Origin of the sequence: Polynucleobacter sp. AP-Nino-20-G2 (assembly GCF_018688235.1) — a bacterium.
Lineage (GTDB): Bacteria > Pseudomonadota > Gammaproteobacteria > Burkholderiales > Burkholderiaceae > Polynucleobacter.
Window position 1 is genome coordinate 721813 of sequence record NZ_CP061313.1, and the last position, 24217, is coordinate 746029.

Sequence of the window (24217 nt, forward strand, 5' to 3'; positions counted from 1 at the left end):
AAGACGAGACAAATATGAACGCACCAACAAATCCTAAAGAACTCGAACTGCAAACAGTTGAGTTCAAGTTAGATGGAAAAACCATCGTATCTTACGAAGGCGAGACCATTCTCAAGGCGGCAAAACGCCATGGTATTGATATCCCACATTTATGTTTTAAAGATGGTTATCGTCCAGACGGCAACTGCCGCGCATGCGTTGTGGAAATCAACGGCGAGCGTACCTTGGCACCAAGTTGCTGCAGAAGCGCGACGCCTGGAATGGAAGTGCAGGCAAATAGCGAGCGTGCATTAAAGAGTCAAAAACTTGTCTTGGAGATGTTGTTGTCTGACATGCCGGATGAGGGTTTTAAGTGGGTTGGAGACAGCAAGGAAGAAGAGCAAAAAAATCAACATGGCCAACTCAGCACTTGGGCAACGCGCTTGGATGTTTCAGTTCGACCAGAGCTCAAAGCATTACGTCGTGAAAAAGTCAGTAGTGATATCTCGCATCCGGCGATGGCGGTTAATCTGGATGCCTGCATTCAATGTAATCGTTGCGTACGGGCTTGTCGTGAAGAGCAGGTTAATGATGTGATTGGCTATGCAATGCGTGGCGCGCATAGTGAAATCGTATTTGATCTTAATGATCCGATGGGTGATAGCACCTGCGTTGCCTGTGGTGAATGTGTACAGGCTTGCCCAACGGGCGCATTAATGCCAAAAGGTTTAATTGGTTCACAAACCGTAGACCGCAAAGTGGATTCAGTTTGTCCTTTCTGCGGCGTCGGCTGCCAAATCACTTACAACGTGAAAGATGAAAAGATTGTAAGTGTTGAGGGTCGTGATGGCCCGGCTAATCACAATCGTCTTTGTGTAAAGGGTCGCTTTGGTATGGATTACATCCATAACCCACAGCGCTTAACAAAGCCCCTCATTCGTAAAGCGGGTGTTGCTAAAGATGAGGCTTTGCTAGAAGGCAAGCAAGATTGGTCCGATATCTTCCGTGAAGCTACATGGGAGGAGGCGCTGGAAGTTGCTGGTGGTGGACTGAAGAAGCTTAAAGATCAATACGGCAATAAAGTATTGGCTGGCTTTGGCTCTGCAAAAGGCAGCAATGAAGAAGCTTACTTATTCCAGAAACTAGTACGCACTGGCTTTGGAAGTAATAACGTCGACCATTGCACTCGTCTTTGCCATGCATCATCAGTGGCCGCGCTTTTAGAGGGTGTGGGTTCTGGTGCTGTAAGTAATCAAGTGAATGATGTGGAGCATTCCAGTTTGATCATGTTGATTGGATCGAATCCAACCGCAAATCATCCAGTAGCAGCCACTTGGTTTAAGAATGCGGCAAAAAGGGGTGCCAAGATTGTTTTGTGCGACCCACGTAAAACCGAGATCAGTAAGCATGCTTGGCGCACCATGCAGTTCAAGCCAGATACTGACGTTGCTATGCTCAATGCCATGATCTATACGATCATTGAAGAGGGTTTGGTTGATAAAGACTTTATCAAGAACCGCTCTAATAATTTTGAAGCGCTTAAAGAAAATATCAAAGGCTATAGCCCTGAAGCAATGGCACCACTCTGCGGTATTCCGGCAGAGACTTTGCGCGAAGTAGCTAGAGAGTTTGCTACCACTAAGTCAGCTATGATTTTGTGGGGCATGGGCGTGAGCCAACACGTTCACGGTACCGATAACGCCCGTTGCCTAATTGCCTTAGTCAGCATTACCGGACAAATTGGTAAGCCTGGTTCTGGCTTGCATCCACTGCGTGGACAAAATAACGTGCAGGGCGCTAGTGATGCTGGCTTGATCCCGATGATGTTCCCGAACTACCAACGTGTTGACAATCCAGAAGCACATGCGTGGTTTGAGAAGTTCTGGGATACCCCATTAGATAAGAAGCCTGGCTACACCGTAGTAGAGATCATGCATAAGATCACTGCGCCGGATAGTGATCCAGACAAGATTCGCGGTATGTATGTCGAGGGCGAGAATCCTGCAATGAGCGATCCGGATTTGAACCATGCTCGTCACGCATTGGCCTCTTTAGATCTTTTGGTTGTGCAAGATATTTTCATGACAGAAACCGCACTCTTGGCCGACGTAGTATTGCCAGCAAGCGCATGGCCAGAGAAGGTCGGTACTGCAAGTAATACGGATCGCATGGTGCAGATGGGTAAGAAGGCGATTAATCCTCCGGGAGATGCCAAGCCTGATCTGTGGATCATTCAGCAAATTGCGAAACGCATGGGTCTGAACTGGAACTACCAAGGTCCAGATGATGGGGTGGCAGCTGTATATGACGAAATGCGTCAAGCAATGCATGCAGCCATCAATGGTATTACTTGGGATCGATTAGAAAAAGAATCTAGCGTGACCTACCCATGTTTGTCTGCAGAAGACCCAGGTCGTCCAATCGTATTTGATGACAACTTCGCGACGCCAGATGGCAAGGTCAAGTTGGTTCCTGCTGACATCATTCCCGCAAATGAGCGTCCGGATGCTGATTACCCATTTGTATTGATTACAGGTCGTCAGTTAGAGCATTGGCATACCGGCAGTATGACTCGCCGTGCAACCGTCTTGGATGCAATTGAGCCAATGGCTACCGTCTCCATGAATGGCGAAGACATGACTCAGCTAGGGGTTTCTGCTGGTGATGTCATCACTGTTCAATCTCGTCGTGGTGAGGTAGGTATCCATGTCCGTAGAGATGATGGCACTCCACGTGGTGTGATCTTTATTCCGTTTGCTTACTATGAAGCTGCAGCTAACTTAATCACCAACTCTGCCTTAGATCCTTTTGGCAAGATTCCGGAATTTAAGTACTGCGCTGTCAAGCTTGCTAAAGGCGGACAGGCTGCCCCAGTAATGGGCTACGGCACTAATGATCCTAAGAGGCAGAAGGTTGAATCGGCTCACTGATCATGGGTCCACTTTAAAAAAGGCCGCCTTCGGGCGGTTTTTTCTTTTGAAATGGCCTTGCTTTCTATCTTGCTACTTTTGTAGTAAAATAGCCCGAAAGGGAGGTTTTTGATGAGCATGCCAGTCAGAATTGACGAGAATCTATATGAAGCGGCGAAATCAGAGGCCAAATCTGAGCATCGGACCATTGCTGGCCAGCTTGAGTTTTGGGCTACAGTAGGTAGGGCTGCAATTGATAACCCAGATCTCCCAATTTCATTTATTACCGCTTCTTTGGCATCATTAGCAGAGCCAAGGACAGATGCCACTCCATTCATTCCTCGCTCTAAGAAGGTTTAATGGCGCATTCAGTTATTCAAACGCGCCGATTTGCCAGACAATATAAAAAGCTAAATGACAATATCGCCAAGGATGTAGATGGTGCCGTAGGAATTGTTTCAAATAAACCTTCAATCGGCGAAAGAAAGAAGGGTGATTTAGCTGCATTGTTGGTATACAAGTTCAAAAGTAACGGCCAACTCTATTTGCTTGGTTACTCGCTTGATGACGGTTTGAGGTTGATATATCTCGAGGCAATCGCCGCTCATGAAAACTTCTATCGAGATATCAAGAGATAATCAACACAATATTCGATTGCCCTTTAGAATTGATCATCTATGGCCAGTTCAAAACCCCAACCTTCAGCAGTTAATCCCAAAGCAGAATTACCCGTCCTGATTATTGGAGCGGGTCTTGCGGGTCTAACTGTAGCTTTGCATATGGCCGAGACCCAGCCAGTCATCGTGATGGCTAAGCGCGGTCTAGGTGAGGCCGCAACTGCTTGGGCCCAGGGCGGCATTGTTGGGGTAGTTGATAAAGAGCATGACAGTGTGGACTCTCATGTTGCTGACACCTTAGATGCAGGCGCAGGCCTTGTGGTGGAATCCACCGCTCGATATATCGCCCAAGAAAGTGCTGAAGCGATTCGTTGGTTGGTGGAGCAGGGCGTACCATTTACTGCTGATGAGACAGGCCCAATGGGTTTGCATCTCACCCGTGAAGGTGGCCACAGTCAACGTCGCATTGCGCACGTAGCTGATGCCACTGGCAAAGCCATTCACGAGGTATTGCTCGATAAGGCAAGAGCCCATAAAAATATTCAACTGCTAGAGCACTGGATTGCTTTAGATCTGATTACCAATCGTCACTTAGATGCGAAGACGCAGCGCACCAAGCCAAATCGTTGCTACGGGGTGTATGCCCTCGATATTAAAAATAACCGCGTAGAAACAATTGAAGCTAAGTCAGTCGTACTGGCTACTGGCGGCGTGGGTAAGGTCTACCGATATACCAGCAACCCAGACACTGCTACAGGCGATGGCATTGCCATGGCTTGGCGTGCAGGTTGCCGCGTTGGCAATATGGAATTTATTCAGTTTCATCCGACGTGCTTGTATCACCCTAGTGATCGCACTTTCCTCATAACAGAGGCGATGCGAGGTGAGGGTGGCTTACTCAAGCTACCAAACGGCACTCGTTTTATGCCTGAGCATGACGAGCGCAATGAGTTAGCTCCTCGTGACATTGTTGCTAGAGCAATTGACTTTGAGATGAAAAAGCACGGCTTAGATTACGTGCATCTTGATGCGACGCATTTGGGTGAAGACTTTATTAAAGAGCATTTCCCAATGATCTATGCGCGCTGTATGAGTCTGGGTCTGGACATCACTAAAGAGCCTATTCCAGTGGTGCCGGCAGCGCATTACACCTGTGGCGGTGTTGTAACTGATCTTAAAGGACGCACTGATTTAGCGGGTCTATATGCGGTAGGTGAGGCGACCTATACAGGCCTTCATGGCGCTAACCGCTTGGCCAGCAACTCATTATTGGAGTGCGTAGTCATTGGCAAAGCGGTTGCTGAAGATATCTCATCGCTCAAGACTCCTGTTATGCCCAATTTGCCTTTATGGGATGAGAGTCAGGTTGAGGATGCGGATGAGCAAGTGGTAATTGCCCATAACTGGGATGAGCTGCGTTCATTGATGTGGAACTACGTTGGCATTGTGAGAACCAATCGACGTCTTGAGAGAGCGCTACATCGAATCAAACTCCTCCGATACGAAGTGCAAGAGTACTACGCCAACTTTAAAGTGACGCGCGACCTCATAGAGCTTCGTAACTTGTTGGAATGTGCAGAGCTGATTGTAAGATCAGCGCTGATGCGCAGAGAGAGCAGGGGATTGCATTACAGCCGCGATTACCCGGGTACTTGGGCAGTTTCTTATCCGACTATTCTGACGCCTCAGGCTGAAGGTACATCGGAAAATTCTGAGACTTAATCACTTCTTGATGGCAGGTTCAGCATGAAGGCTTAAGCCTAATGCAGCAATGACTTTAAGGATGGTGTCGAAACCTGGGCTTCTTTCGCCTGAGAGAGATTTATATAAGCTCTCTCTAGTAAGTCCTGAATCTTTAGCAACCTGAGTCATCCCTTTGGCTCTTGCTATATCCCCTAGTGCCTTGGCAATAAATGCAGCATCTCCATTTGCTTCTTCAATACAAGCCTCTAGGTAGGCAGCCATTTCTTTAGGTGTACGCAGATGTTCAGCTACATCGTATGGAGTTGTGATTGTTTTTTTCATAATAGTCATTTATAGATTTTTCGCTAAACGTTGCGCTAGTTTGATATCTTGATTTTGTGATTTTTTATCGCCACCCAATAAAAGAATGGTAATTTTTTGGCCATGTTTGGTGTAGTACACCCGGTACCCGGGGCCAAAATCAATCTTCATCTCAAATACTTTTTCACCCACTGATTTGGTGTTACCTGGATGTCCTTCGGACAGCCTTTTGATTCTTGCTTGTATCTTCGCTCTTGCTGTTAAATCAAATAAGTTATCTAGCCAGACTATAAATTCTTCTGTTTTTCTAATTTCGATCATGCATTAGTGTATCCAATAGGATACACTAGGTCAAAGAATGGGCTTGATGTTGACCGGGGAATAGGGTGAAAGACTTATAAAATTCTCATCGAGAAATCCACAGCCTTAATATCTTTAGTCAGCTTTCCAAGAGAGATGCGATCAACGCCAGTAGCGGCAATCGCACGCATCTGATCTAAGTCGATACCACCAGAAGCCTCTAATAAAGCGCGACCATTGGTAAAGGCAACGGCTTCTTTCATTTGCTCAGTAGTGAAGTTATCAATCAAGATGCTCTTTGCTCCAGCATCCAAAGCCTCTTTCAATTCCGCAAGACTTTCTACCTCTACTTGAATATCCACCCCAGAATTCAATGCCTGGGCAGCCTTGACTGCCGCAGCAACGCCACCTGCAGCAGCGATGTGATTCTCTTTAATGAGGATGCCATGCCATAGAGCGAGACGTTGGTTTTGACCGCCGCCGACACGTACTGCGTATTTCTGCGCCTGCCGTAATCCAGGAATCGTTTTGCGAGTGTCGAGCACTGCGCAGCCATTAGGATTTGGGCTGACACCTGCGATGGCATCGACATGCTGACGCGCAATGCTGGCCGTCCAAGAGAGCGTTTGCAGGAAGTTAATGCAGGGGCGCTCAGCAGAGAGAAGGGCGCGAGAGTTGGCCTCAATATCGCAAACTTTGGTATCGGGCTTCATCAAGTCGCCCTCGAGGTAGTGCCAAGTCACTTTTGCTGAGGGATCTAATTTCTTGAGAGTGCCCTCAAACCAATCCACCCCACATAGAACAGCCTGCTCACGAACAATTAATTGGGCATCAACCGGTTTGCTAGGAACTAATTGTGCAGTCCAATCGCACTTGCCAATATCTTCCATCAGCGCATCAGCAATATTGCGTTGACGGGCTTGCTCTAAAGTCTCGTTGTACTCAAACATGAATGAATCGATCTAAATTAAGAAAAAATCAAAAGACAAAATAAGCAATTAAGCCACACCAATATTCTTGACAAAGCCATGCTGTGCTTTGGCAAGCAGGTCAGGATGATTCTGGGTGAAGTCCAGCATGCGTTCAACGCAGCCTAGCGCCTTAACTCGAACATCTTCCTTAATGAAGATTTCACCAGAGGCATTTTCAAGGCAGTTCAGGATTCCTTGCAAGCCATTCATGGCCATCCAGGGGCAGTGTGCACAGCTCTTACAGGTCGCACTGTTGCCAGCGGTGGGGGCTTCAATCAATACCTTATTGGGTGCCAGTTGGCGCATGCGGTGCAAGATGCCATTGTCAGTCGCCACGATATATTCAGTGGCAGAGCCTTCCACGACCGCTTTAATCATTGCGGATGTGGAGCCAACAACATCTGCTAAATCCACCACTGCTTGCGGTGATTCTGGGTGAACCAAAATCATGGCATTGGGGTGTGCAGCTTTCAGCATCTCTAATTCAACTGCTTTAAATTCATCATGAACAATGCAAGCGCCATTCCATAACAACATATCAGCGCCAGTTTGCTCTTGAATGTATCGACCTAAATGACGATCAGGTGCCCACAGAATTTTCTTGCCCTCGACTTTGAGTTGATGCACGATTGCTAAGGCGCAAGAGCTCGTTACCATCCAATCAGCCTGGGCTTTAACGGCAGCGCTGGTATTGGCGTAGACAACTACAACGCGATCAGGATGCAATTCTCTAAATGCCGCAAAGTCAGCGGCATTACAACCTAAATCTAGAGAACAGGTTGCATCTAAGTCTGGCATAAACACGCGTTTCTCAGGACTCAGAATCTTGGCAGACTCCCCCATGAAGCGCACACCAGCGACGATGAGATTCTTAGCAGGATGATTCTTACCAAAGCGCGCCATCTCCAAAGAGTCGGCTACAAACCCACCAGTTGATAAAGCTAAATCCTGAATATCACCGTCTACATAGTAGTGAGCCACTAATGCAGCATCCTTCTCGATCAACAATTGCTTAATGCGGGCAATCACAGTCGCTTTCTGATCCCCATGTAGAGGGGGAGGAGTCTTAGCCCAAGCCTGGGCCGTGCAGGTCGCACCATCAGCATTCTGCTGGGGGTAGTCAAAGGCGATGGGGGAACTAATAATGGAGGTCATGCGCAATTTTAGCCCTCTTAATCGTAGATTTAATGGGCTTGATTCTGTTAATGAATGTAGCTACAATGTAGCTACTTAAATAATAAGAGATCAAGAGGGCATATATGGCTGCAAATTCGGTGGTGCGAGCTCGGATAGATGAGGACATTAAGAATGAAGCCAGCCTAGTGTTGGAGGCTATGGGCTTAACTGTGTCAGATGCATTGAGGATGATGTTGATAAGGGTGGCGGTTGAAAAATCGCTCCCATTTGAACCGCTAGTTCCGAATGCAAAGACTATAGCGGCAATGAGAGAAGTGAGAGAGCGGCATTTAATGTCATTCGGATCAATAAAGGGGTTATTAAAGGACCTTAATGAGGAGAATTGAGCGCACCTCTCAATTTAAAAAAGACTAAAAGCGAGAGACGAAGGGCAGATATAGGTCGACATTAGAGTCTGCGTTGATTGAAGTGCTTGAGCTGCTAATAGTTGATGTGGAACTGCCATCACGATATTTCGATCACGCTTTAATTGGGCAGTGGAAAGATTTTCGAGATTGCCACATCAAGCCCGATCTACTTCTCATATATGCGAAGCCCAACCCAGAAATACTCATGCTCACAAGACTGGGCTCACATAGCGAGTTAAGTTTGTAGTCATGCTGACATCACCGTTAGAATAAGTTATGTCATTTTTTACAATTCAATCTGTCTTCCTGTTCTATAGCGCCGTCAGTATATTTTGCGGCCTATTGCTGCTAGGTTTATTTTGGGGGCGGAAGGATATCCCAGCCAAGATTTGGATCACGAGTTGCTTCCTGCCCTCATTGGCAACAATGGCGACTGTCTCAGAAAGTGAATCGTGATGCGGATTTCATCAGCCCAAACCTATAGATAGGTTAGACAATATCTTAGCCAGGCTCAAATTAATTCCATACTTGTAGCTGACATTAAATCGTATTTACGAGAGATGTTGTCAAATCAGTCGGCAGTTAGCTATCACCAGGAGCTGTTGACTGAATCTTGCAGGAGAATGGATTATTTCAATGCTAAGTTCATGCTGGAGAGCGGAATTGCTACATCTATTGAGGGGATTTGGTGGCTTAATACGGAAATTCGATTAACTTATGCGGTAAGCTACGGCTATGAGTATTAAACAATTCAACGCTACTTATCTGGCACCAGATGATCGGCTGCTATTTCGTTTTAATACCACCGAAGATACGGAGTTTCGCTTTTGGTTCACGCGCCGGATAACGCTCTTTATCTTGGCTGCAACTCAGCATTTGATTGTTAAAAGCCTTGAGCAGACTCATGCTCCCGAGATCGCCAAGGCAATAGCGGACTTTGACAAAGAAGTCATGCAGAGCAACCCAGAGTCTCAGGGTGTCTCGAAGGCTGAGGCGTATCAGCCCGCCGCAAACTATCCTTTGGGGGCAGACCCCTTATTGGTGATGGATGCTAAATGCACGCCTGAGAAGCAGGGCTCAGAAGATGGAGTGTCACTAGATCTAGTCTTGCCAGGTGGCGCCAATATCAACGTCAAGATGGCGGGCCCAACCTTGCAGGCTTTGTGCGCTTTACTCAATCAACTGCGTGAACATGCTGTTTGGGGTGCGGTGCCCTCAGTAGCTGAGGCGGCTACTCGTGGTGCTGACAATATAAAAGAGGGTATCAAACCTTCGGTTCATTGATAAGCTCCTAGAATCCATGAAAGAGTCTATCGATTGCAGTCATCACGAGATGTTGCTGGCTCTTTAAGCTAACAATTTCTTTTTTAAGGATTTTGCTTGGTGCAGCTGCCATCTTTGGAGTTTCAAGTGCAAAGTCAGTGCCCTTGATTAAAAAGATCGGCATGAGATCTTGAGGAGACCGCACTTTTTTATAGAGGCCGGCTTTTCTTGGGGTTAAGACCATTCGGGCATCAAGACCACTGAATAGGTCGGTTTATACATTCAGCAGAAAAGGTGCGGTCTTGGTATACCCCCCAATATTTTCATAAACGCAAAATCTCGCCATTAGAAAGTTCTCCAGCCATCCAACGGCAAATCTTCATCTTCAATGGTTTTGTTATAGCCGGCAATGAAATCAGCATTTTCCAGCTTCCAAAGCAGCTCTTTTTTTTGCCGAACAAGGGACTCAAGGAATGCATCACAGGCCTTTGAGATATTGATTCCTAGCTTCTTGGCCTCAGCCAAAACCTCAGCATTTAAGGTGAGGTTAGTCGCCTTTTTTAAGACTTTGTCTTGAGCGCGGGTGGAGTTATGAATGATCATGAGCCAACTATATGCATAATATATACGCAGTCAATATGCGCACAAATTATGTGGGTATTGCATTCAGCGCTTTAGAAGGGAAGTTTCGCCTCCGGCTTAGCAGCCAACAGTACCGCCTTAAATTCTGCCTGAATGCGTTTGATAGCCTCTTCGCTATCAGCCTCAAAGCGCATCACCACCACTGGAGTGGTATTGGATGGTCTAGCTAGACCAAAGCCATCAGCATATTCCACGCGAACACCATCAATTGTGTTGATGGATTCAGAAGTAGGGAACTTCGCATTGGCCTTGATGGTTTCAAGTAATGAAAAAGGTTCGCCTTCAGCGCAAGCAAGCTGTAACTCTGGAGTGCAGATCGCATTGGGTAAGTTATTGAGGGTGTCGCTCGGATTCTTCTCTTTACTGAGGATCTCAAGCAAGCGTGCGCCCGTGTAGAGACCATCATCAAATCCAAACCAGCGGTCCTTGAAGAAGATATGGCCGCTCATCTCGCCAGCAAGTGGGGCGCCAGTTTCCTTTAATTTCGCTTTGACTAAGGAGTGGCCGGTTTTCCACATGATGGGCTCACCACCATGTTCTTTTACATAGGTGGCGAGATTGCGAGTGCACTTCACATCGTAAATAATTTGACCACCTGGATTTCGGGACAAAACGTCCTTAGAAAACAGCATCATCTGACGGTCAGGGAAAATTACTTGACCATCTTTAGTCACGACACCTAAGCGATCAGCATCGCCATCAAAAGCGAGGCCTAGTTCATTATCGGTAGTCTGGAGATTCTTGATGAGATCTTGTAAGTTCTCAATATGCGCTGGGTCAGGATGGTGGTTCGGAAAATGACCATCTACTTCGCAAAAGAGTTCTTGCACTTCGCAACCAAGAGCTCTGAATAGTTTGCCCGCAAAAGCACCACCAACACCATTACCGCAATCTACGGCAATTCTCATTGGGCGAGCCAACTTCACATCGCCAACGATGTAATTAATGTACATCGGGAAAATATCAAAAGTGCTTCTTGTTCCTTGGCCGGTCGCAAACTGCTTAGCTTCAATCCGTTTACGTAAATCCTGAATCTGTTCACCATAAATAGCTGATGTACCCAAGACCATTTTGAAGCCGTTGTAGTTCGGGGGATTGTGGCTGCCGGTAATCATGATGCCGGACTTCGGAGTCTTGCCATCAATGGTGTGATTGGCAGCAAAGTAGACCATCGGCGTTGCAACCATGCCTAGATCAATCACATTGATGCCAGTAGAAAGCAGACCTTCTGTTAAAGCCTCAATCAAGCTAGGACCAGATAAGCGGCCATCGCGACCGATGACGATATCGCTTTCACCAAGCTCGCGCATCTCTGTGCCAAATGCTTGACCAATCAGTTTGGCGATAGAGGGATCTAAGGTCTCATCAATAATGCCGCGGATGTCATATGCTTTAAAAATGGATGGAGACAATTGCATTACAGATCCTTCAGTAAAGATACCCAAGAGTTGCTTGGGTGGGTAATTAGTTGTTTGAATTTAATAGATTGATACGAGCAGCAGTAACTGCGTCAATATCTGCACTGGCAGCAATATCATGTTGATGGCTTGCAAGGGCTTTCTCAATCGGTTTAGCCAGTACTTTGCCGTATTCAACACCAGGTTGATCAAAGCTATTGATATTCCAGAGGGCGCCTAGAGTAGCTGTGCGGTTCTCATAAAGCGCTAGTAGGGCGCCGAGATAGAAGGCATTGAGCTTGGGTAGCAATAAAAGGTTGCTTGGGCGTTTACCTGGGTAAACATCATTTGGGTTGTTGGCAGTTTTACCGTTTGCTAATGCTTGAGCTTGCGCTAAGCAGTTGGAAAGCAAAATTCGATGATGTGCCAGAGCCTCAGGGCGATCACTCATGGGCTCACGCACTGCGATGAAGTCAATGGGGATAATTTCAGTACCCTGATGAAAGAGCTGAAAGTAGGAGTGCTGAGCGTTGCTGCCGGCACTACCGAATACCACGGGTGAGGAGTGCTTGACCGGCTTACCGTTGCGATCAACGCTCTTACCATTACTTTCCATATCGAGCTGTTGCAACCATTTTGGAAACCAATCTAAGGCATCCGCATAGGGTATGGCTGCATAGGCCTTGATGTCGTGCTGCTCTTGCTGGTGTAGCAAAGAAAGTGCCATGATGACAGGCAGGTTTTCTTCTAAAGGCGCATTCTTAAAATGCAAATCCATCGCTTCGGCACCAGCCAAAAACTGTTTGAATGTCTCGAAGCCATATTGCAGGGCGATTGGTAGGCCAACTGCTGACCATACTGAGTAGCGGCCACCCACCCAATCCCAAAATGGATAGATGTTGTCCTCTTCAATGCCAAACTCTTTTGCGGCAGGAATGTTGGCTGTCACCGCATATAAAGCATGTGAAATTTGACTCTTAGTGCAGCCACTATTTTTTAGCCAAGCAAGCACTGCCTTGGCATTCATGGTGGTTTCTAGAGTCGTAAATGATTTCGAAACAATCACGACCCTAGTGCTATGGGGTTGGGCGCGAGCCAAAATGCGGGCTAATTCAGCAGTATCGATATTTGCTAAGAAATGCATGCGCATACCGCGGCTCTCAATGCCGGGTACATGGGCAAGCGCTTCAATTGCTAGACGGGGGCCAAAATCAGATCCACCAATACCAATATGAATGACGTCCGTGACTCCAACCCACTTATTGCAAAGTGCTTCGATGCGATGCCAAACATCCGCGACTGCTGGCATGACATCTTTGCCATCAATCATCACTGGTGTTTTGGTCAGATTGCGTAATGCCGAATGGAGTGCAGGGCGATCTTCGCTGTTATTAATATGTTTGCCGGCAAACATGTCAGCGATAAATTGCTCGAGGTGAGATTTGCGGGCGCTGGTAAACAACTTCTTCCAATGAGCAGCATCGATGCCTTGATAGGCGGTATCTAGGACGATTTCAATGGCTGAATGCACGCTATTGGTTGCGGAATGGGATTGCAAAGACATTTCTAGATTTTATCAATAAGGCCATCAAAATCCCCTCAAAACACTGAAAATGTTACGATTTCAGCTATATAAGGCCTCAAGTGTAGACATGGGCTATTACAAAATAGAGACAAATTAGCGCTAGAGTCAGGAAAAGCAGAATGGAGCAGGTTGATTGCGTAGTGGTCGGGGCTGGTGTAGTTGGGCTAGCGGTTGCCCGTGAGATGGCTCTGCAAGGCCGTGAAACGATTCTGCTGGAGAGGGAAGACTCCTTTGGCACGATTAGTAGCGCCCGTAATAGCGAGGTGATCCACGCTGGCATTTATTACCCCAAGGATTCCCTCAAGGCAAAGCTATGTGTTGAGGGTAGCCGCCTTTTGTATGAATACTGCCGCAGCCATCAAGTGAGTACCAAGCCTTATGGCAAGTTGATTGTTGCTAAAGACGCGAGCCAGCTCGATGACTTACAGGCGATTCTCTACAAAGCTCAAAATAACCAGGTACCAGACATCAAAATGATCTCTGGTGCGCAAGCCAAAACTCTGGAGCCCCAGCTTCAGTGCGAGGCCGCTGTGTTGTCTGGATCAACTGGAGTGGTCGATAGTCACGGCTTGATGCTTTCATTGTTGGGCGGTTTTGAGGATGCTGGCGGCATGGTGGCCTATCAATCCCCTCTAGTCAGCGCCAAGCCGATTGGTGCAAATGCTGAGGGTGGGTTTGAGCTAGAGATTGGTGGCGCTGATGGGATGCGCATTCAAACCAAGCTCCTCATTAACTGCGCGGGTTTGAGTGCCCCCGCATTGGCCCAGCGTATAGAGGGTTTGCCAAAGGAGCTCATTCCAAAAGCGTATTTTGCAAAAGGTAATTACTTCTCCTTATCTGGTAAATCCCCCTTTAGCCATTTGATTTATCCCATTCCAGAGCCAGGCGGCTTGGGCGTTCATCTCACCTTGGATATGGGGGGTCAGGCAAAGTTTGGTCCCGATGTGGAGTGGCTTGATATTGAAGAAGAGGGGCAAATTAGTTACACGGTTGATCCTCAGCGCGGAGAGGGCTTTTATGCCGCAGTAAGAGAGTACTGGCCAGGTCTAAAAGATGGGGCGTTGCAGGCCGACTATTCGGGGGTGAGGGCCAAAATTGTTCCTCCGAATGCTCCAGCCGGCGACTTCTGTTTCGACGGACCCCGGCAGCATCAGCTTCAAGGATTGTTTAACCTTTATGGCTTTGAATCCCCTGGGCTGACCTCCTGCTTGGCTATAGCGAAGCATTTAGAGACCCAAATCAAAAGTTCTTTATAATCTAGGACTCAAATCGCAAGGAAGAGTGGCAGAGCGGTTGAATGCACCAGTCTTGAAAACTGGCGAGGATGAAAGTCCTCCGTGAGTTCGAATCTCACCTCTTCCGCCAAATTAAAAACCCCAGCAAGGAAACTTACTGGGGTTTTGTCTTTTAAGGGGTCAAACCCCTTTGTCGATATTACTTCTTAGCAGCTGGTGCGCTTACTACTGCAGCAATCGCTTCGGCATAAACAACTTTTACTTGATCATTTACGGCGATATCTTTCAAGAGGTCAGCATTCTTCACTTTTACCTTGAAGATATTTCCTTGAGGACCTTTTAAAGAAACGATACTTTTTGCTGTATCAATTGCTTCAACATTCGCTACTGCAGTAACAACATTCGTTGTAACCATGCCAGGCTTGTCGCCTTGGGGAGCAGTTGTAGTGCTAGTGGTGATTTGCTCAGTCGGCGCGCCAGGATTTTTAACCTTCACCAACTCGATGGCTACAGCAAGTTCGTAGACAACGTCAAAATGGTCGCCCACTTTAATTTCTGCAAAGTTCTTTACTTCAGGGCCAGCAACGATAGTGGATTCACCATCTTGATTTTTGAGGGTAACAGTGCGAGTTGCCGCATCAATCTTAGTTACTTCACCGTCATAGATGAGAGCAGATTCTTCAGCAGTAACACCAGCAATTGGAGCTTTTGGTTTGTTCAGCATGAAATATGCGCCTGCTGCGATTGCAACTAATACAACAACAATTAATAATTTTTTCATTACGGTATTGATCCTTTGGAATATTGGTTAATACATGCCATGTTTGGCATTAGTGGGCATTGTATTACTTCTGATAATCATTAGCATTCATTGGGGCCAGTTGATTTCACTAGGGGGGTAACCAATACCTGACTATTTCACTTATTTATGATTGGCTGCCGTCATAGTCAAGGTGCATACTGATAAGGTAGTTATAACAACAAGAGCTATTTATGATGCTGAAATTGATTTCCGATATTTTCTTGATCGGACTTGGATTTTCTGCATTTGCGAGGATGTACCATTCATAGCATGAAGTTACTGATTGCCATCTATTTTTTTATTCTTGCCACTATTCAATTGGGGCTATTACTTGGCATTTATCACTACTATCGTACTCAGAATACGCTTAGACCAAGCTCCTATTGGATGGGGTCCTTGGCCATCAATATCTTGGCCCTCATTATTTTTGGGGGTGGCATTGTAGGAATCGGAGATGTTGAGAAGCCAGAGTTTAATTTCACGATAGCAAACTCTTTGTTTTATATTGCGGCCATTTTGCAGTTACTGTTTTGTAGCTCTTTGAATGCTGAAATTAGTAAGAACCTAAAGCACCTCCTCATTTTTTCTGTCATTATCTTTGTCCCTGCTTTCGAGTTAATGCGTCTCTATGGAAGCTTTGAGATGCGTACGGCTTTTTTATGCATCATGTCCAGCATCTTTTTTGTTTGGCAAATTTTGCAACTCAATACCAAAAGAGCATCGGATCCCTCCAAACAATTGACGTATGTGCAGTACGCTACCAGCGCTGAACTCATGTTTGCGCTTGGACGCATCATCGCCCTCATTGCGTCTGGCCTTACCATTAAACAAGTAGAACAAATTCCGCAGCTATTGATTTTCTTGACCGTTGCTCAAATGGTAATGAATACTTTGTCGTATATCGCTCTTGGGGGTTATTGGGCCGAAAAAATTGCTTTGGCAAATCTTAAATCAGAAACTGAAAATCAGAAGATTAAAGTCTTGCTGCAAGAGCGAGAGGGTTTGATTGCAAATTTATTGCGTGCTAATAAAACAGCTGCAACCGGCGCGTTGTCGGCTTCAATTGCTCATGAGCTAAATCAACCTTTGGGGGCTACTCATCTCAACATTCAATTTCTCCAGAAAAAACTATCTGAAGGTGTATTAACTCCAGAGCAAAATAATGAGGTGCTTTTAGCTTTGTTGTCGGATAACCAGCGTGCGGCCAATATTATTCAATCATTGAGATCTATCTTTTCAGACGGAAAAATTGGAGCAATAGGGGTCGATATCAATGATTTAATTGAATCAGTGCTGAGAATCACTAAACCAGAAATTCACTCCAAAAATATTCAGGTGGTGCTCGAGCTTAGGGCAAGATCCTTGATCAATATTAATAGTGGTGAAATTCAGCAGGTGCTACTTAATTTAATGAATAACGCTATACAGGCGCTATCTAGGTCTGCCATCATCTCGAAAGAGCTCAAAATTGAGAGTAGGAATGTGGCTGAGGGCGTTGAAATTCTGGTTGCTGACAATGGTCCTGGTATCGATGCGGAATCTCAATCCCACCTTTTTGAATTATTGGCGGGTGGCAACAATAAAGCCGGCATGGGTTTAGGCCTTTGGCTTTGTCAGCACATCATTGCTCGCCATGGTGGTCGCATTTGGTATGAGACATTGCCTCAGGGTGGCGCTCAATTTGTCGCCTTTTTACCTTTTGCGCAAGAATAGATTATTAGCTCTGAGGCTAATTGCCCAAAGATAGGCCAGTCTTTACATTTGTAGTGTCACTTTTGCAGCATTTACTACTCGAATTCAAGGTCTCCCATGAAAACTAAACTCACGCTTATTGCATTGTCGATCGCATTGATCTCTGGCAACTCTGCCATTGCCGCCGGGGGTGGCGGGGTGGTCGCTGATCCAGGAGCGATGCAAGGTAAGCACTTTGATCCTAAAGGTAAGGCGCCATCTACCTTTACCGTTGAGCTACAGAATGGGTTGCGTAAATCGCTGCCATTTCAGGACAAGCGTGATTTTGAAGAATCTCAAAAGGGATTTATTGCTGCACCTTCTTATAAAACTATCATGGCCGATGCGGGTAATGTTGCATGGGATATGGGTAGTTACGAGTTCCTCTTGCAGGGTAAGGATTTTGATAGTGTGCATCCTTCCTTGCAGCGCCAGGCCATTCTCAATATGGGCTATGGCTTATACGAAGTTGTGCCGGGAAAGATTTATCAGGTGCGTGGATTCGATTTGGCCAATATCAGTTTTATCAAAACCGATACCGGTTGGATAGTTTTTGATCCATTGACAGCTAAAGAAACCGCAAGGGCTGCTCTAGAGTTGGTTAATGAAAAATTAGGTAAACGCCCAGTAGTGGCGGTGGTTTACTCCCACTCGCATGGCGATCACTTTGGTGGTGTGCGTGGCGTAGTGGATGAGGCTGATGTGAAGAGTGGCAAAGTGAAAGTCATTGCTCCTGCAGGTTTCATGGATCATGCCGTAGCGGAAAACGTTTACGCCGGAAACGCGATGACGCGCCGAATGTATTTTCAGTATGGTGTCTTGTTGCCACGTAGTCCATTTGGCCACGTTGATCAGTCGATCGGTAAAAATACTGCAGCTGGTAATTTGGGTTTAATTGAGCCTAATGTATACATTAATCAACCATTCGAAAAAATGACTGTTGATGGCGTTGAAATGGAATTCCAAAATACGCCAGGTACGGAAGCGCCAGCGGAAATGAATACCTATTTCCCGCAATTCAAGGCATTCTGGGCGGCTGAAAATATCACTGGAACGATCCACAATATTTACACCTTGCGTGGCGCGTTGGTGCGCGATGCATTAGCTTGGTCAAAGAATATTAATAACTCTTTGTATCGCTATGGCAATGAGGCGCAGGTAATGTTTGCCTCTCACTCTTGGCCACGTTGGGGTAATGATCGCATTCAGGAAGTAATGCGTACTCAGCGCGATAGCTATGCGCATCTGAATAACGAAGTTTTGCATTTAGCGAATAATGGCGTGACCATTAACGAAGTGCATAACGTATATAAGCAGCCTGAGAGTTTGAAATCTCAGTGGGCAGCCCATAGCTACCATGGCTCAGAAGAGCACAATAGTCGCGCTGTGATTAATCGTTACTTGGGTTACTGGGATGCCAATCCTGCGACCTTGATTCCTTTGTCACCAAGAGATTCTGCGCCACTGTATGTGGAGATGATGGGTGGCTCGGCTAAGATTATGGCTAAAGGTAAGCAACTCTATCAACAAGGCAAATATCGTGAGGCGATGGAGATTGTCAATAAGTTGGTATATGCCGAGCCGAATAATACTGCCGCCAAAGATTTATTGGCGGACATTTTTGAGCAAATTGGCTACCAAAAAGAAAGTCCTAGCGTACGCAATAGTTTCTTGGGCGCCGCCTATGAATTGCGTCATGGTATGCCATCTGGTGCTTCGCCAAAATCTAATGGCCCTGACATGATTAAGGCAATGACTACTGAGTTGTGGCTCAATTCCTTGGCTATTAGCATGGATAGTAAGAAAGCCGCGGGCATGAAATTCATTATCAATCTTGATACGCCAGATAACGGTGAGAAGTTTGTGGTGGAGATGAGCAACTCTGCGTTGACTAACATCAAAGGTCAGCAAGCAAAGAACCCAACGTTAACGATCGTGATAAATCGCAGCGACTTGGAAAGAATTATGGGTGGTCAAACGACTTTCGATCAGTTGTTGGCTGAAGGCAAGGTGAAGTTTGAGGGCGATCGTAAGGCGTTTGATCAGCTCAGAAGTACATTGACCACTTTCACTCCAGACTTTGAATTAATGCCTGGAACAAAGCCCAAGAAGGTTGCCCCTGCAAAACCAAACAAGGATCCATTTGAAGCGCAGGAACTTGCTATAACGTCTGGTGAGTAAGTCTCCGGCGGCATAAGAAAAAGGACTCGCATGAGTCCTTTTTTGTTTCTGAACGGGCAGTTGCGCTAACGCCCTAGGGATTAAAAGCGCCACCTTCCTCAAGTATCTTTAGTTCATTTCCGGTAATTCCTAATTCTTTCAGGAGTTCGTTAGTATGTTCACCTAACAGCGGGGGGTGCCGGGAAACTTGTTGTGGAGTCCCCATCATTTTCACAGCAAAACCAATATTTGGTACCTTGCCTTCAATGGGGTGATCAATCTCCATGCGCATTTTGCGGTGCTTGCCATGTTCACTGTCAAACGCCTCTGGATAGGTGTTGATAGGGCCCGCTGGTATCCCTGCGGCTAACAGCAAATCAACCCACTCCGCACTGGTTTTGGATGCAAACGTTTTCTCAAGCTCTGTAGCTAGCTCTAGTCGATTGGCTAGGCGTAAGGGGTTGGTTCTGAAGCGCGCGTCTTCAAACAGCTCCTGGCGCCCAATCTTTTCACAAAGCAACTTCCAGAGCTTTTGATTGGTTGCGCCCATCACAAAGTAGTCGTCAGATGCTTTCATGGCTTGATAAGGTGCACTCATGTGATTGGCTGTGCCAAGCTTATATGGCTCAACGCCAGTGCCCCAGTATTGCGCCGTATCCCAAATAGAGAAGGCAAGGGCGGAGTCAAATAAAGAAGCATCAATAAATTGACCTTCACCGGATTTCGTTTTGCCAATATAGGCGGACAAGATTCCGTAAACAGCAAATAGGGCGCAGCCGATATCCGCAACAGGGACACCTGCTTTGACTGGGGGTCCATCAGGATAGCCAGTCACACTCATGACGCCTGACATCGCTTGGGCCATTAGGTCAAAGCCGGGGCGATCAGCCCAAGGGCCTGTTTGCCCAAATCCAGAGATGCTGGCATATACCAAGCTTGGGTTGATCACTTGAAGAGAGGGGTAGTCAATTCCAAGCTTTTTCATCACCCCGGGACGATAGTTTTCAACCAAGATATCAGCCGTCTTTACCAGCTCAAAAAAAACTTTCTTACCTCCTTCTGTTTTTAGGTTGAGTGTGACACTGCGCTTATTGCGATTCATATTCAGAAAGCCCATGCTATCGGAGCCCTTCATCTTGAATCCCATGGCGCCGCGAGTTTGGTCGCCTGTACCAGGCGGCTCAATTTTGATGACATCCGCGCCTAAATCAGCAAGTAGCATGCAGCAGTAGGGACCAGCCATTACTTGACTCACGTCAAGAACTCTGACGCCAGCCAGAGGCAAAGGCTTGCTGGTAGGTGTTTTCATCATTGTCTCGGTTGTTTTTATATGTTTAGAATGAAATGCTGATTTATAGCCATGAATATAAAACAAAAAATGGAGACCGTATGATCAATAAATCCCCTCGGTGGATTTTGCGCAGTTTCGCTTTCTTGGCGATAGGTGTGTTTAGCGCATTACCTTTTTCTGCGAGCGCTCAACAAAACTTTCCAAGCAAGCCGATTCGTTTGATTGTTGGTTTCGCTCCTGGTGGCGGTACTGATATCGTGGCTCGCGCGATCGCCCCTAAGATGGGTGAGATCTTGGGTCAAAGTGTGATTGTGGAAAACAAATCTGGTGCTGCGGGAACGATTGCCGCTGATCAAGTATCAAAGTCCGCGCCTGATGGTTACACCTTGTTGGTTGGACACTCTAATTCCAATGCGATTGCCCCATTTGTTTTGCCTAATGTTCCCTACAATGCGGCTGTAGATTTCACGCCAATTACCTACCTTGGCTATGTGCCGAATGTCTTGGTTGTAAAGGCCTCTTTGCCCGTGAATTCTGTTGCCCAGTTGATTGCTTTGGCTAAAGCCAATCCCGGTCAAATGACTTATGGCTCATCTGGAATTGGAAGTACTCAGCATTTGGCTGGCGCTCTCTTTGCCAAGATTGCAGGTATTGAGTTAAATCATGTTCCTTACAAGGGCAGTGGTCAGGCTATTATCGATTTGCTTGGTGGCCAAATCACGATGAACTTCGATACGCTACCGCCAAACTTGCAGCAGATAAAAGATGGCAGCCTCAAGGCTTTAGCGATTTCAACACCTAAACGTCTCTCCATTCTGCCAAATGTCCCCACATTCAATGAGGTGGGTATCAAAGGTTTTGATGTGACCAATTGGTATTCCGTTATGGGGCCTAAGGGCATGGATCCGGCGGTAGTTAATAAAATCGATCAGGCGGTAAAAGCGGCGATGGCTGATCCTCAGATTAAAAAGACTTTAGATTCGCAAGGCTTGCAGCCTGAAGGCCCTGCAACTCCAGCGGCATTTAGTTTGTTTTTGGCTGGCGAGTTGGCTAAATACCAACGCTTAGTGAAGAGCTTAAATATCAAGGCTGAGTAATTTCCAGTATTTACGAAATAAGCTCAACCCCAATACAATCTTTTTAACCCTCTCTCGTTCATGAGGGAGGGTTTTTTATTCCATGACATCTAATCCATCTATTTCTCCTGAGCACGTTGCCGAAGTTCGATGCGAGCTTAGCGATGGTATTGCGTACATTACCTTTGATCACGTTGCCGCCAGAAATGCGATGACGGTAGGTATGTATCACAGTTTGAAAACCATTTGCCAAGACCTAGCTCAGAATCCTTTGGCGCGCGTGGTGATTTTGCGTGGTGCGGGCGGGAAGTCATTCGTCTCGGGTAGTGATATTGCGCAGTTTTCCAGCTTTAGGTCTGGGGATGATGGAATTCGTTATGAAGAAGGTATTGATGACTACTTGGCGCCGCTGGCCATGTTGCCGATTCCGACCATTGCGGTGATCGATGCAATGGCGGTTGGCGGCGGCTTAGCTATTGCGAGTTGTTGTGACTTCAGAATCTCTACTCCCGACGCTAGGTTTGGTGTGCCGATTGCGAAGACTTTGGGGAATTGCTTATCAGCAAGCAATGTTGCATGGTTAGTAGCTCACTTAGGTGTCAATATAGTAAAACGCATGCTGTTATTGGCTGAATTGGTTTTGGCTCCAGAGTTGCTAAAGACGGGTTATCTCACGGCCACTTATCCAGCAGAGAATTTGGAGTTGCATGCACGTCAGCTGGCTGAGCGTTTGATGGGTCTTGCACCTATCACCCAAAAATCGAGCAAGCTAGTGCTAGCGCGCATCATAAAAAACAATCTACCTGACTGCAGCGATCTCATTCGAGAGTGCTACGGGAGTGAGGACTTTAAGAATGGGGTGACCGCATTCTTGGACGGCAAACCGCCAGTTTGGATTGGTAAGTAAGTTTTTCTTAATCTAGAGAAACATTTCTTGGAGGTTATTGAGATAGCGCAAGCCTTGTTCAGTAGCCTTCAGCTTGCTCGGATTTGAATCCAACAACCCTTTTTTGCTTGCCTCATCCAATCCTTTGGATACTGTGCTGAGTGCTAAGCCGGTGCGTTCGCAATAGGTATGGGTGTCCACGCCATCCGTCAGGCGTAAAGCGTTGAGCATGAATTCAAAAGGAAGGTCTTTCGCGGGAATCTCTCTGGATTCAATCAATGCATTCCCTTTGGTTTCCATTGCTTCCATATAGGCTTCTGGATGACGTTCTCTCACTTGCCTTGTAATCTTGTCTGGAAAAGAAATCTTGCCATGGGCGCCAGCACCAATTCCGATGTAGTCGCCAAAGCGCCAGTAATTGAGATTGTGTTTGCACTCCTGATTTTTTTTAGCGTAGGCAGATACTTCATAGCGTTGATAACCGGCTTGCTCCAAGAGCGCGAGATTTTGTTCAAAAATCGCATCTATCTCATCTTCATTGGGAAGTTTTGGCGGGAAGTTCGCAAAGTAAGTATTGGGTTCGAGGGTCAGGTTGTAAAACGATAAGTGAGGCGTCTTGAAGGAGAGGGCGGTTTCAATATCGGCTTTTGCGGCAGTCAAACTTTGATTGGGTAGGCCATACATTAAGTCGAGATTGACCGATTTGAAGTGTTCCAAGGCGATCTTGATGGCGTGCTTTGCTTCTGCGCCGTTATGAATGCGTCCCAAGGCCTTGAGTTGCTCATCTTGAAAGCTCTGTATGCCTAGGGATACGCGATTAATGCCGGATCTGGCAAAAGCAGCAAACTTTTCCGTCTCCACTGATCCAGGATTGGCTTCCATTGTGATTTCACAATTGGGTTCTAAGTTGACGCGCGCTCTGGTGGCAGAGAGTAATTCATCCATGCCATGAGGTGATAGCAGGCTAGGAGTGCCGCCACCAATAAAAATACTATGCACCTGTCGACCCCAAGTGCGTGGCAACTCGGTTTCGAGATCGGCAATGAGTGCTTTGATATAGCGTACTTCGTCAAAGCCGCCGCCAGGCCCTTTGCTATCTTTTACTTGATGTGAATTAAAGTCGCAGTAAGGACACTTCTTTTCGCACCAGGGGAAGTGAATATACAAAGACAGTAGAGGTAATGCCTTTAACGCAGGCTGTTGGCCCAAGGCAGGTTGAAGAGAATTAAACACGGCTTTGTAATTGTGCAATGAGTTCGCGTAAGGCTTGACCGCGGTGGCTGATGAGATTTTTCTCAGACGGCTCTAGTTCAGCAGCAGTGCTGTCAAGCTCAGGCAAAAAGAAGTGTGGATCATACCCAAATCCATGATTACCTCTGGGCTCATCAATCACTTGACCATACCAGCGCGTTTGCACAATGAGTGGCTCTGGATCATTAGCGCTATTGACCATCACGAGTGCGCAAACATAATGCGCTCCACGATCCGTTTTGCCTTGCAAAGCTTCAATCAGTTTCCGATTGTTCGCTGTGTTGTCGCCATCAAGCCCCGCGTAGCGGGCAGAGAAAACTCCAGGCTCTCCATTTAAGGCGTGCGCACAAATTCCCGAGTCGTCAGCTAGTGCAGGCAAGCTACTCGCAGCGCTGGCATGGCGTGCTTTCGCCAAAGCATTCTCCACAAAGGTCAAGTGCGGCTCTTCTGCGGATGGAATGCCTAGATCCCCTTGGGGAATTACTTGAAAATGAAATGGCGCCAGCAGTTCTTGAAACTCGCGAACCTTGCCAGCATTGTTAGAGGCGAGAACCAGCTTTTGCACCATCATCCC

The 24217-nt window shown here is 46.6% G+C and carries 22 protein-coding genes, 1 tRNA gene and 2 pseudogenes; 13 read left to right on the forward strand and 12 right to left on the reverse strand.

From position 1 onward, the window contains the following. Window positions 1-14: 14 nt before the first annotated feature. The 4 genes from fdhF (at window position 15) to nadB (ending at window position 5227) form a co-directional block, all read left to right on the forward strand. On the forward strand, window positions 15-2909 hold the full coding sequence (gene fdhF, locus FD960_RS03810; protein WP_215300052.1) for a formate dehydrogenase subunit alpha: 2895 nt from the start codon (window positions 15-17) through the stop codon (window positions 2907-2909). A gap of 111 nt (window positions 2910-3020) precedes the next feature. Further along, complete coding sequence (locus tag FD960_RS03815; RefSeq protein WP_215300054.1) at window positions 3021-3248, forward strand: ParD-like family protein; 228 nt, start codon at window positions 3021-3023, stop codon at window positions 3246-3248. Then, window positions 3248-3526, forward strand: a complete 279-nt coding sequence (locus FD960_RS03820; RefSeq protein WP_215300056.1) for a type II toxin-antitoxin system RelE/ParE family toxin — start codon at window positions 3248-3250, stop codon at window positions 3524-3526. Before FD960_RS03815 ends, FD960_RS03820 begins: the two co-directional genes overlap by 1 nt. Before the next feature lie 39 nt (window positions 3527-3565). Beyond that, window positions 3566-5227: an L-aspartate oxidase gene (gene nadB / locus FD960_RS03825; protein WP_215300058.1), complete on the forward strand. Its 1662-nt coding sequence runs from the start codon at window positions 3566-3568 to the stop codon at window positions 5225-5227. Here nadB and FD960_RS03830 read toward each other — a convergent pair whose 3' ends face one another. From FD960_RS03830 to nadA, 4 genes are all read right to left on the reverse strand, one after another. After that, on the reverse strand, window positions 5228-5530 hold the full coding sequence (locus FD960_RS03830) for an addiction module antidote protein (protein WP_215300581.1): 303 nt from the start codon (window positions 5528-5530) through the stop codon (window positions 5228-5230). A 9-nt stretch (window positions 5531-5539) separates the two neighbouring features. After that, complete coding sequence (locus FD960_RS03835) at window positions 5540-5830, reverse strand: type II toxin-antitoxin system RelE/ParE family toxin (RefSeq protein ID WP_215300060.1); 291 nt, start codon at window positions 5828-5830, stop codon at window positions 5540-5542. Window positions 5831-5904: 74 nt separating this feature from the next. Next, on the reverse strand, window positions 5905-6759 hold the full coding sequence (nadC, locus tag FD960_RS03840) for a carboxylating nicotinate-nucleotide diphosphorylase (RefSeq protein ID WP_215300062.1): 855 nt from the start codon (window positions 6757-6759) through the stop codon (window positions 5905-5907). A 48-nt stretch (window positions 6760-6807) separates the two neighbouring features. Continuing rightward, window positions 6808-7935 carry a quinolinate synthase NadA gene (gene nadA, locus FD960_RS03845; RefSeq protein WP_215300064.1) on the reverse strand — a complete coding sequence of 376 codons (1128 nt, stop codon included), beginning with the start codon at window positions 7933-7935 and terminating at the stop codon, window positions 6808-6810. Between the two features lie 104 nt (window positions 7936-8039). On the opposite strand from nadA, the gene FD960_RS03850 reads away from it, so the two are divergent. From FD960_RS03850 to FD960_RS03860, 3 genes and pseudogenes are all read left to right on the forward strand, one after another. Then, window positions 8040-8303, forward strand: a complete 264-nt coding sequence (locus FD960_RS03850) for a type II toxin-antitoxin system RelB/DinJ family antitoxin (RefSeq protein ID WP_215300066.1) — start codon at window positions 8040-8042, stop codon at window positions 8301-8303. Continuing rightward, window positions 8290-8571 (forward strand): annotated as a pseudogene (locus tag FD960_RS03855) (type II toxin-antitoxin system YafQ family toxin). Before FD960_RS03850 ends, FD960_RS03855 begins: the two are co-directional and overlap by 14 nt. 488 nt (window positions 8572-9059) lie before the next feature. Then, window positions 9060-9608 (forward strand): hypothetical protein, encoded by a 549-nt coding sequence (locus FD960_RS03860; RefSeq protein WP_215300068.1) that lies wholly within the window; start codon window positions 9060-9062, stop codon window positions 9606-9608. Between the two features lie 7 nt (window positions 9609-9615). Here the strand turns inward: FD960_RS03860 and FD960_RS03865 are convergent. The 4 genes and pseudogenes from FD960_RS03865 to pgi form a co-directional block, all read right to left on the reverse strand. Next, a pseudogene (locus FD960_RS03865) lies at window positions 9616-9846 on the reverse strand (CcdB family protein); the annotation flags it as partial. Between the two features lie 86 nt (window positions 9847-9932). Then, window positions 9933-10190, reverse strand: a complete 258-nt coding sequence (locus tag FD960_RS03870; RefSeq protein ID WP_215300072.1) for a type II toxin-antitoxin system CcdA family antitoxin — start codon at window positions 10188-10190, stop codon at window positions 9933-9935. 71 nt (window positions 10191-10261) lie between these two features. Next, entirely contained in the window at window positions 10262-11647 is a 1386-nt protein-coding gene (locus tag FD960_RS03875) for a phosphomannomutase/phosphoglucomutase (protein WP_215300074.1), read from the reverse strand. A gap of 46 nt (window positions 11648-11693) precedes the next feature. Further along, the gene (gene pgi / locus FD960_RS03880; protein ID WP_215300076.1) at window positions 11694-13190 is read right to left on the reverse strand and encodes a glucose-6-phosphate isomerase; all 1497 of its coding nucleotides are present in this window, start codon (window positions 13188-13190) and stop codon (window positions 11694-11696) included. Window positions 13191-13330: 140 nt separating this feature from the next. On the opposite strand from pgi, the gene FD960_RS03885 reads away from it, so the two are divergent. After that, entirely contained in the window at window positions 13331-14467 is a 1137-nt protein-coding gene (locus FD960_RS03885) for an NAD(P)/FAD-dependent oxidoreductase (protein ID WP_215300078.1), read from the forward strand. 19 nt (window positions 14468-14486) lie between these two features. Beyond that, window positions 14487-14576: transfer RNA gene (locus tag FD960_RS03890), tRNA-Ser, on the forward strand. Window positions 14577-14645: 69 nt separating this feature from the next. Here FD960_RS03890 and FD960_RS03895 read toward each other — a convergent pair. After that, the gene (locus FD960_RS03895) at window positions 14646-15227 is read right to left on the reverse strand and encodes a hypothetical protein (protein ID WP_215300079.1); all 582 of its coding nucleotides are present in this window, start codon (window positions 15225-15227) and stop codon (window positions 14646-14648) included. A 291-nt stretch (window positions 15228-15518) separates the two neighbouring features. Here FD960_RS03895 and FD960_RS03900 point away from each other — a divergent pair, with 291 nt between their 5' ends. Together FD960_RS03900 and FD960_RS03905 are read left to right on the forward strand one after the other, a co-directional pair. After that, window positions 15519-16961: a sensor histidine kinase gene (locus FD960_RS03900; RefSeq protein WP_215300081.1), complete on the forward strand. Its 1443-nt coding sequence runs from the start codon at window positions 15519-15521 to the stop codon at window positions 16959-16961. A 96-nt stretch (window positions 16962-17057) separates the two neighbouring features. Continuing rightward, a complete protein-coding gene (locus FD960_RS03905; protein WP_215300083.1) occupies window positions 17058-19160 on the forward strand; it encodes an alkyl/aryl-sulfatase in 2103 nt (700 codons plus the stop codon). 73 nt (window positions 19161-19233) lie between these two features. Here FD960_RS03905 and FD960_RS03910 read toward each other — a convergent pair whose 3' ends face one another. After that, window positions 19234-20448: a CaiB/BaiF CoA transferase family protein gene (locus FD960_RS03910; RefSeq protein ID WP_371817441.1), complete on the reverse strand. Its 1215-nt coding sequence runs from the start codon at window positions 20446-20448 to the stop codon at window positions 19234-19236. An 80-nt stretch (window positions 20449-20528) separates the two neighbouring features. Here FD960_RS03910 and FD960_RS03915 point away from each other — a divergent pair, with 80 nt between their 5' ends. After that, window positions 20529-21527, forward strand: a complete 999-nt coding sequence (locus FD960_RS03915; RefSeq protein ID WP_215300086.1) for a tripartite tricarboxylate transporter substrate binding protein — start codon at window positions 20529-20531, stop codon at window positions 21525-21527. A gap of 82 nt (window positions 21528-21609) precedes the next feature. Next, a complete protein-coding gene (locus FD960_RS03920; protein ID WP_215300088.1) occupies window positions 21610-22413 on the forward strand; it encodes an enoyl-CoA hydratase/isomerase family protein in 804 nt (267 codons plus the stop codon). Window positions 22414-22425: 12 nt separating this feature from the next. Here the strand turns inward: FD960_RS03920 and hemW are convergent, their stop codons facing one another. Together hemW and rdgB are read right to left on the reverse strand one after the other, a co-directional pair. Then, window positions 22426-23643, reverse strand: coding sequence for a radical SAM family heme chaperone HemW (gene hemW / locus FD960_RS03925; protein ID WP_251369842.1), 1218 nt, complete (start codon window positions 23641-23643; stop codon window positions 22426-22428). Further along, the gene (rdgB, locus tag FD960_RS03930; protein ID WP_215300090.1) at window positions 23618-24208 is read right to left on the reverse strand and encodes an RdgB/HAM1 family non-canonical purine NTP pyrophosphatase; all 591 of its coding nucleotides are present in this window, start codon (window positions 24206-24208) and stop codon (window positions 23618-23620) included. The genes hemW and rdgB overlap by 26 nt, the downstream gene beginning before the upstream one ends. Window positions 24209-24217: the final 9 nt, after the last annotated feature.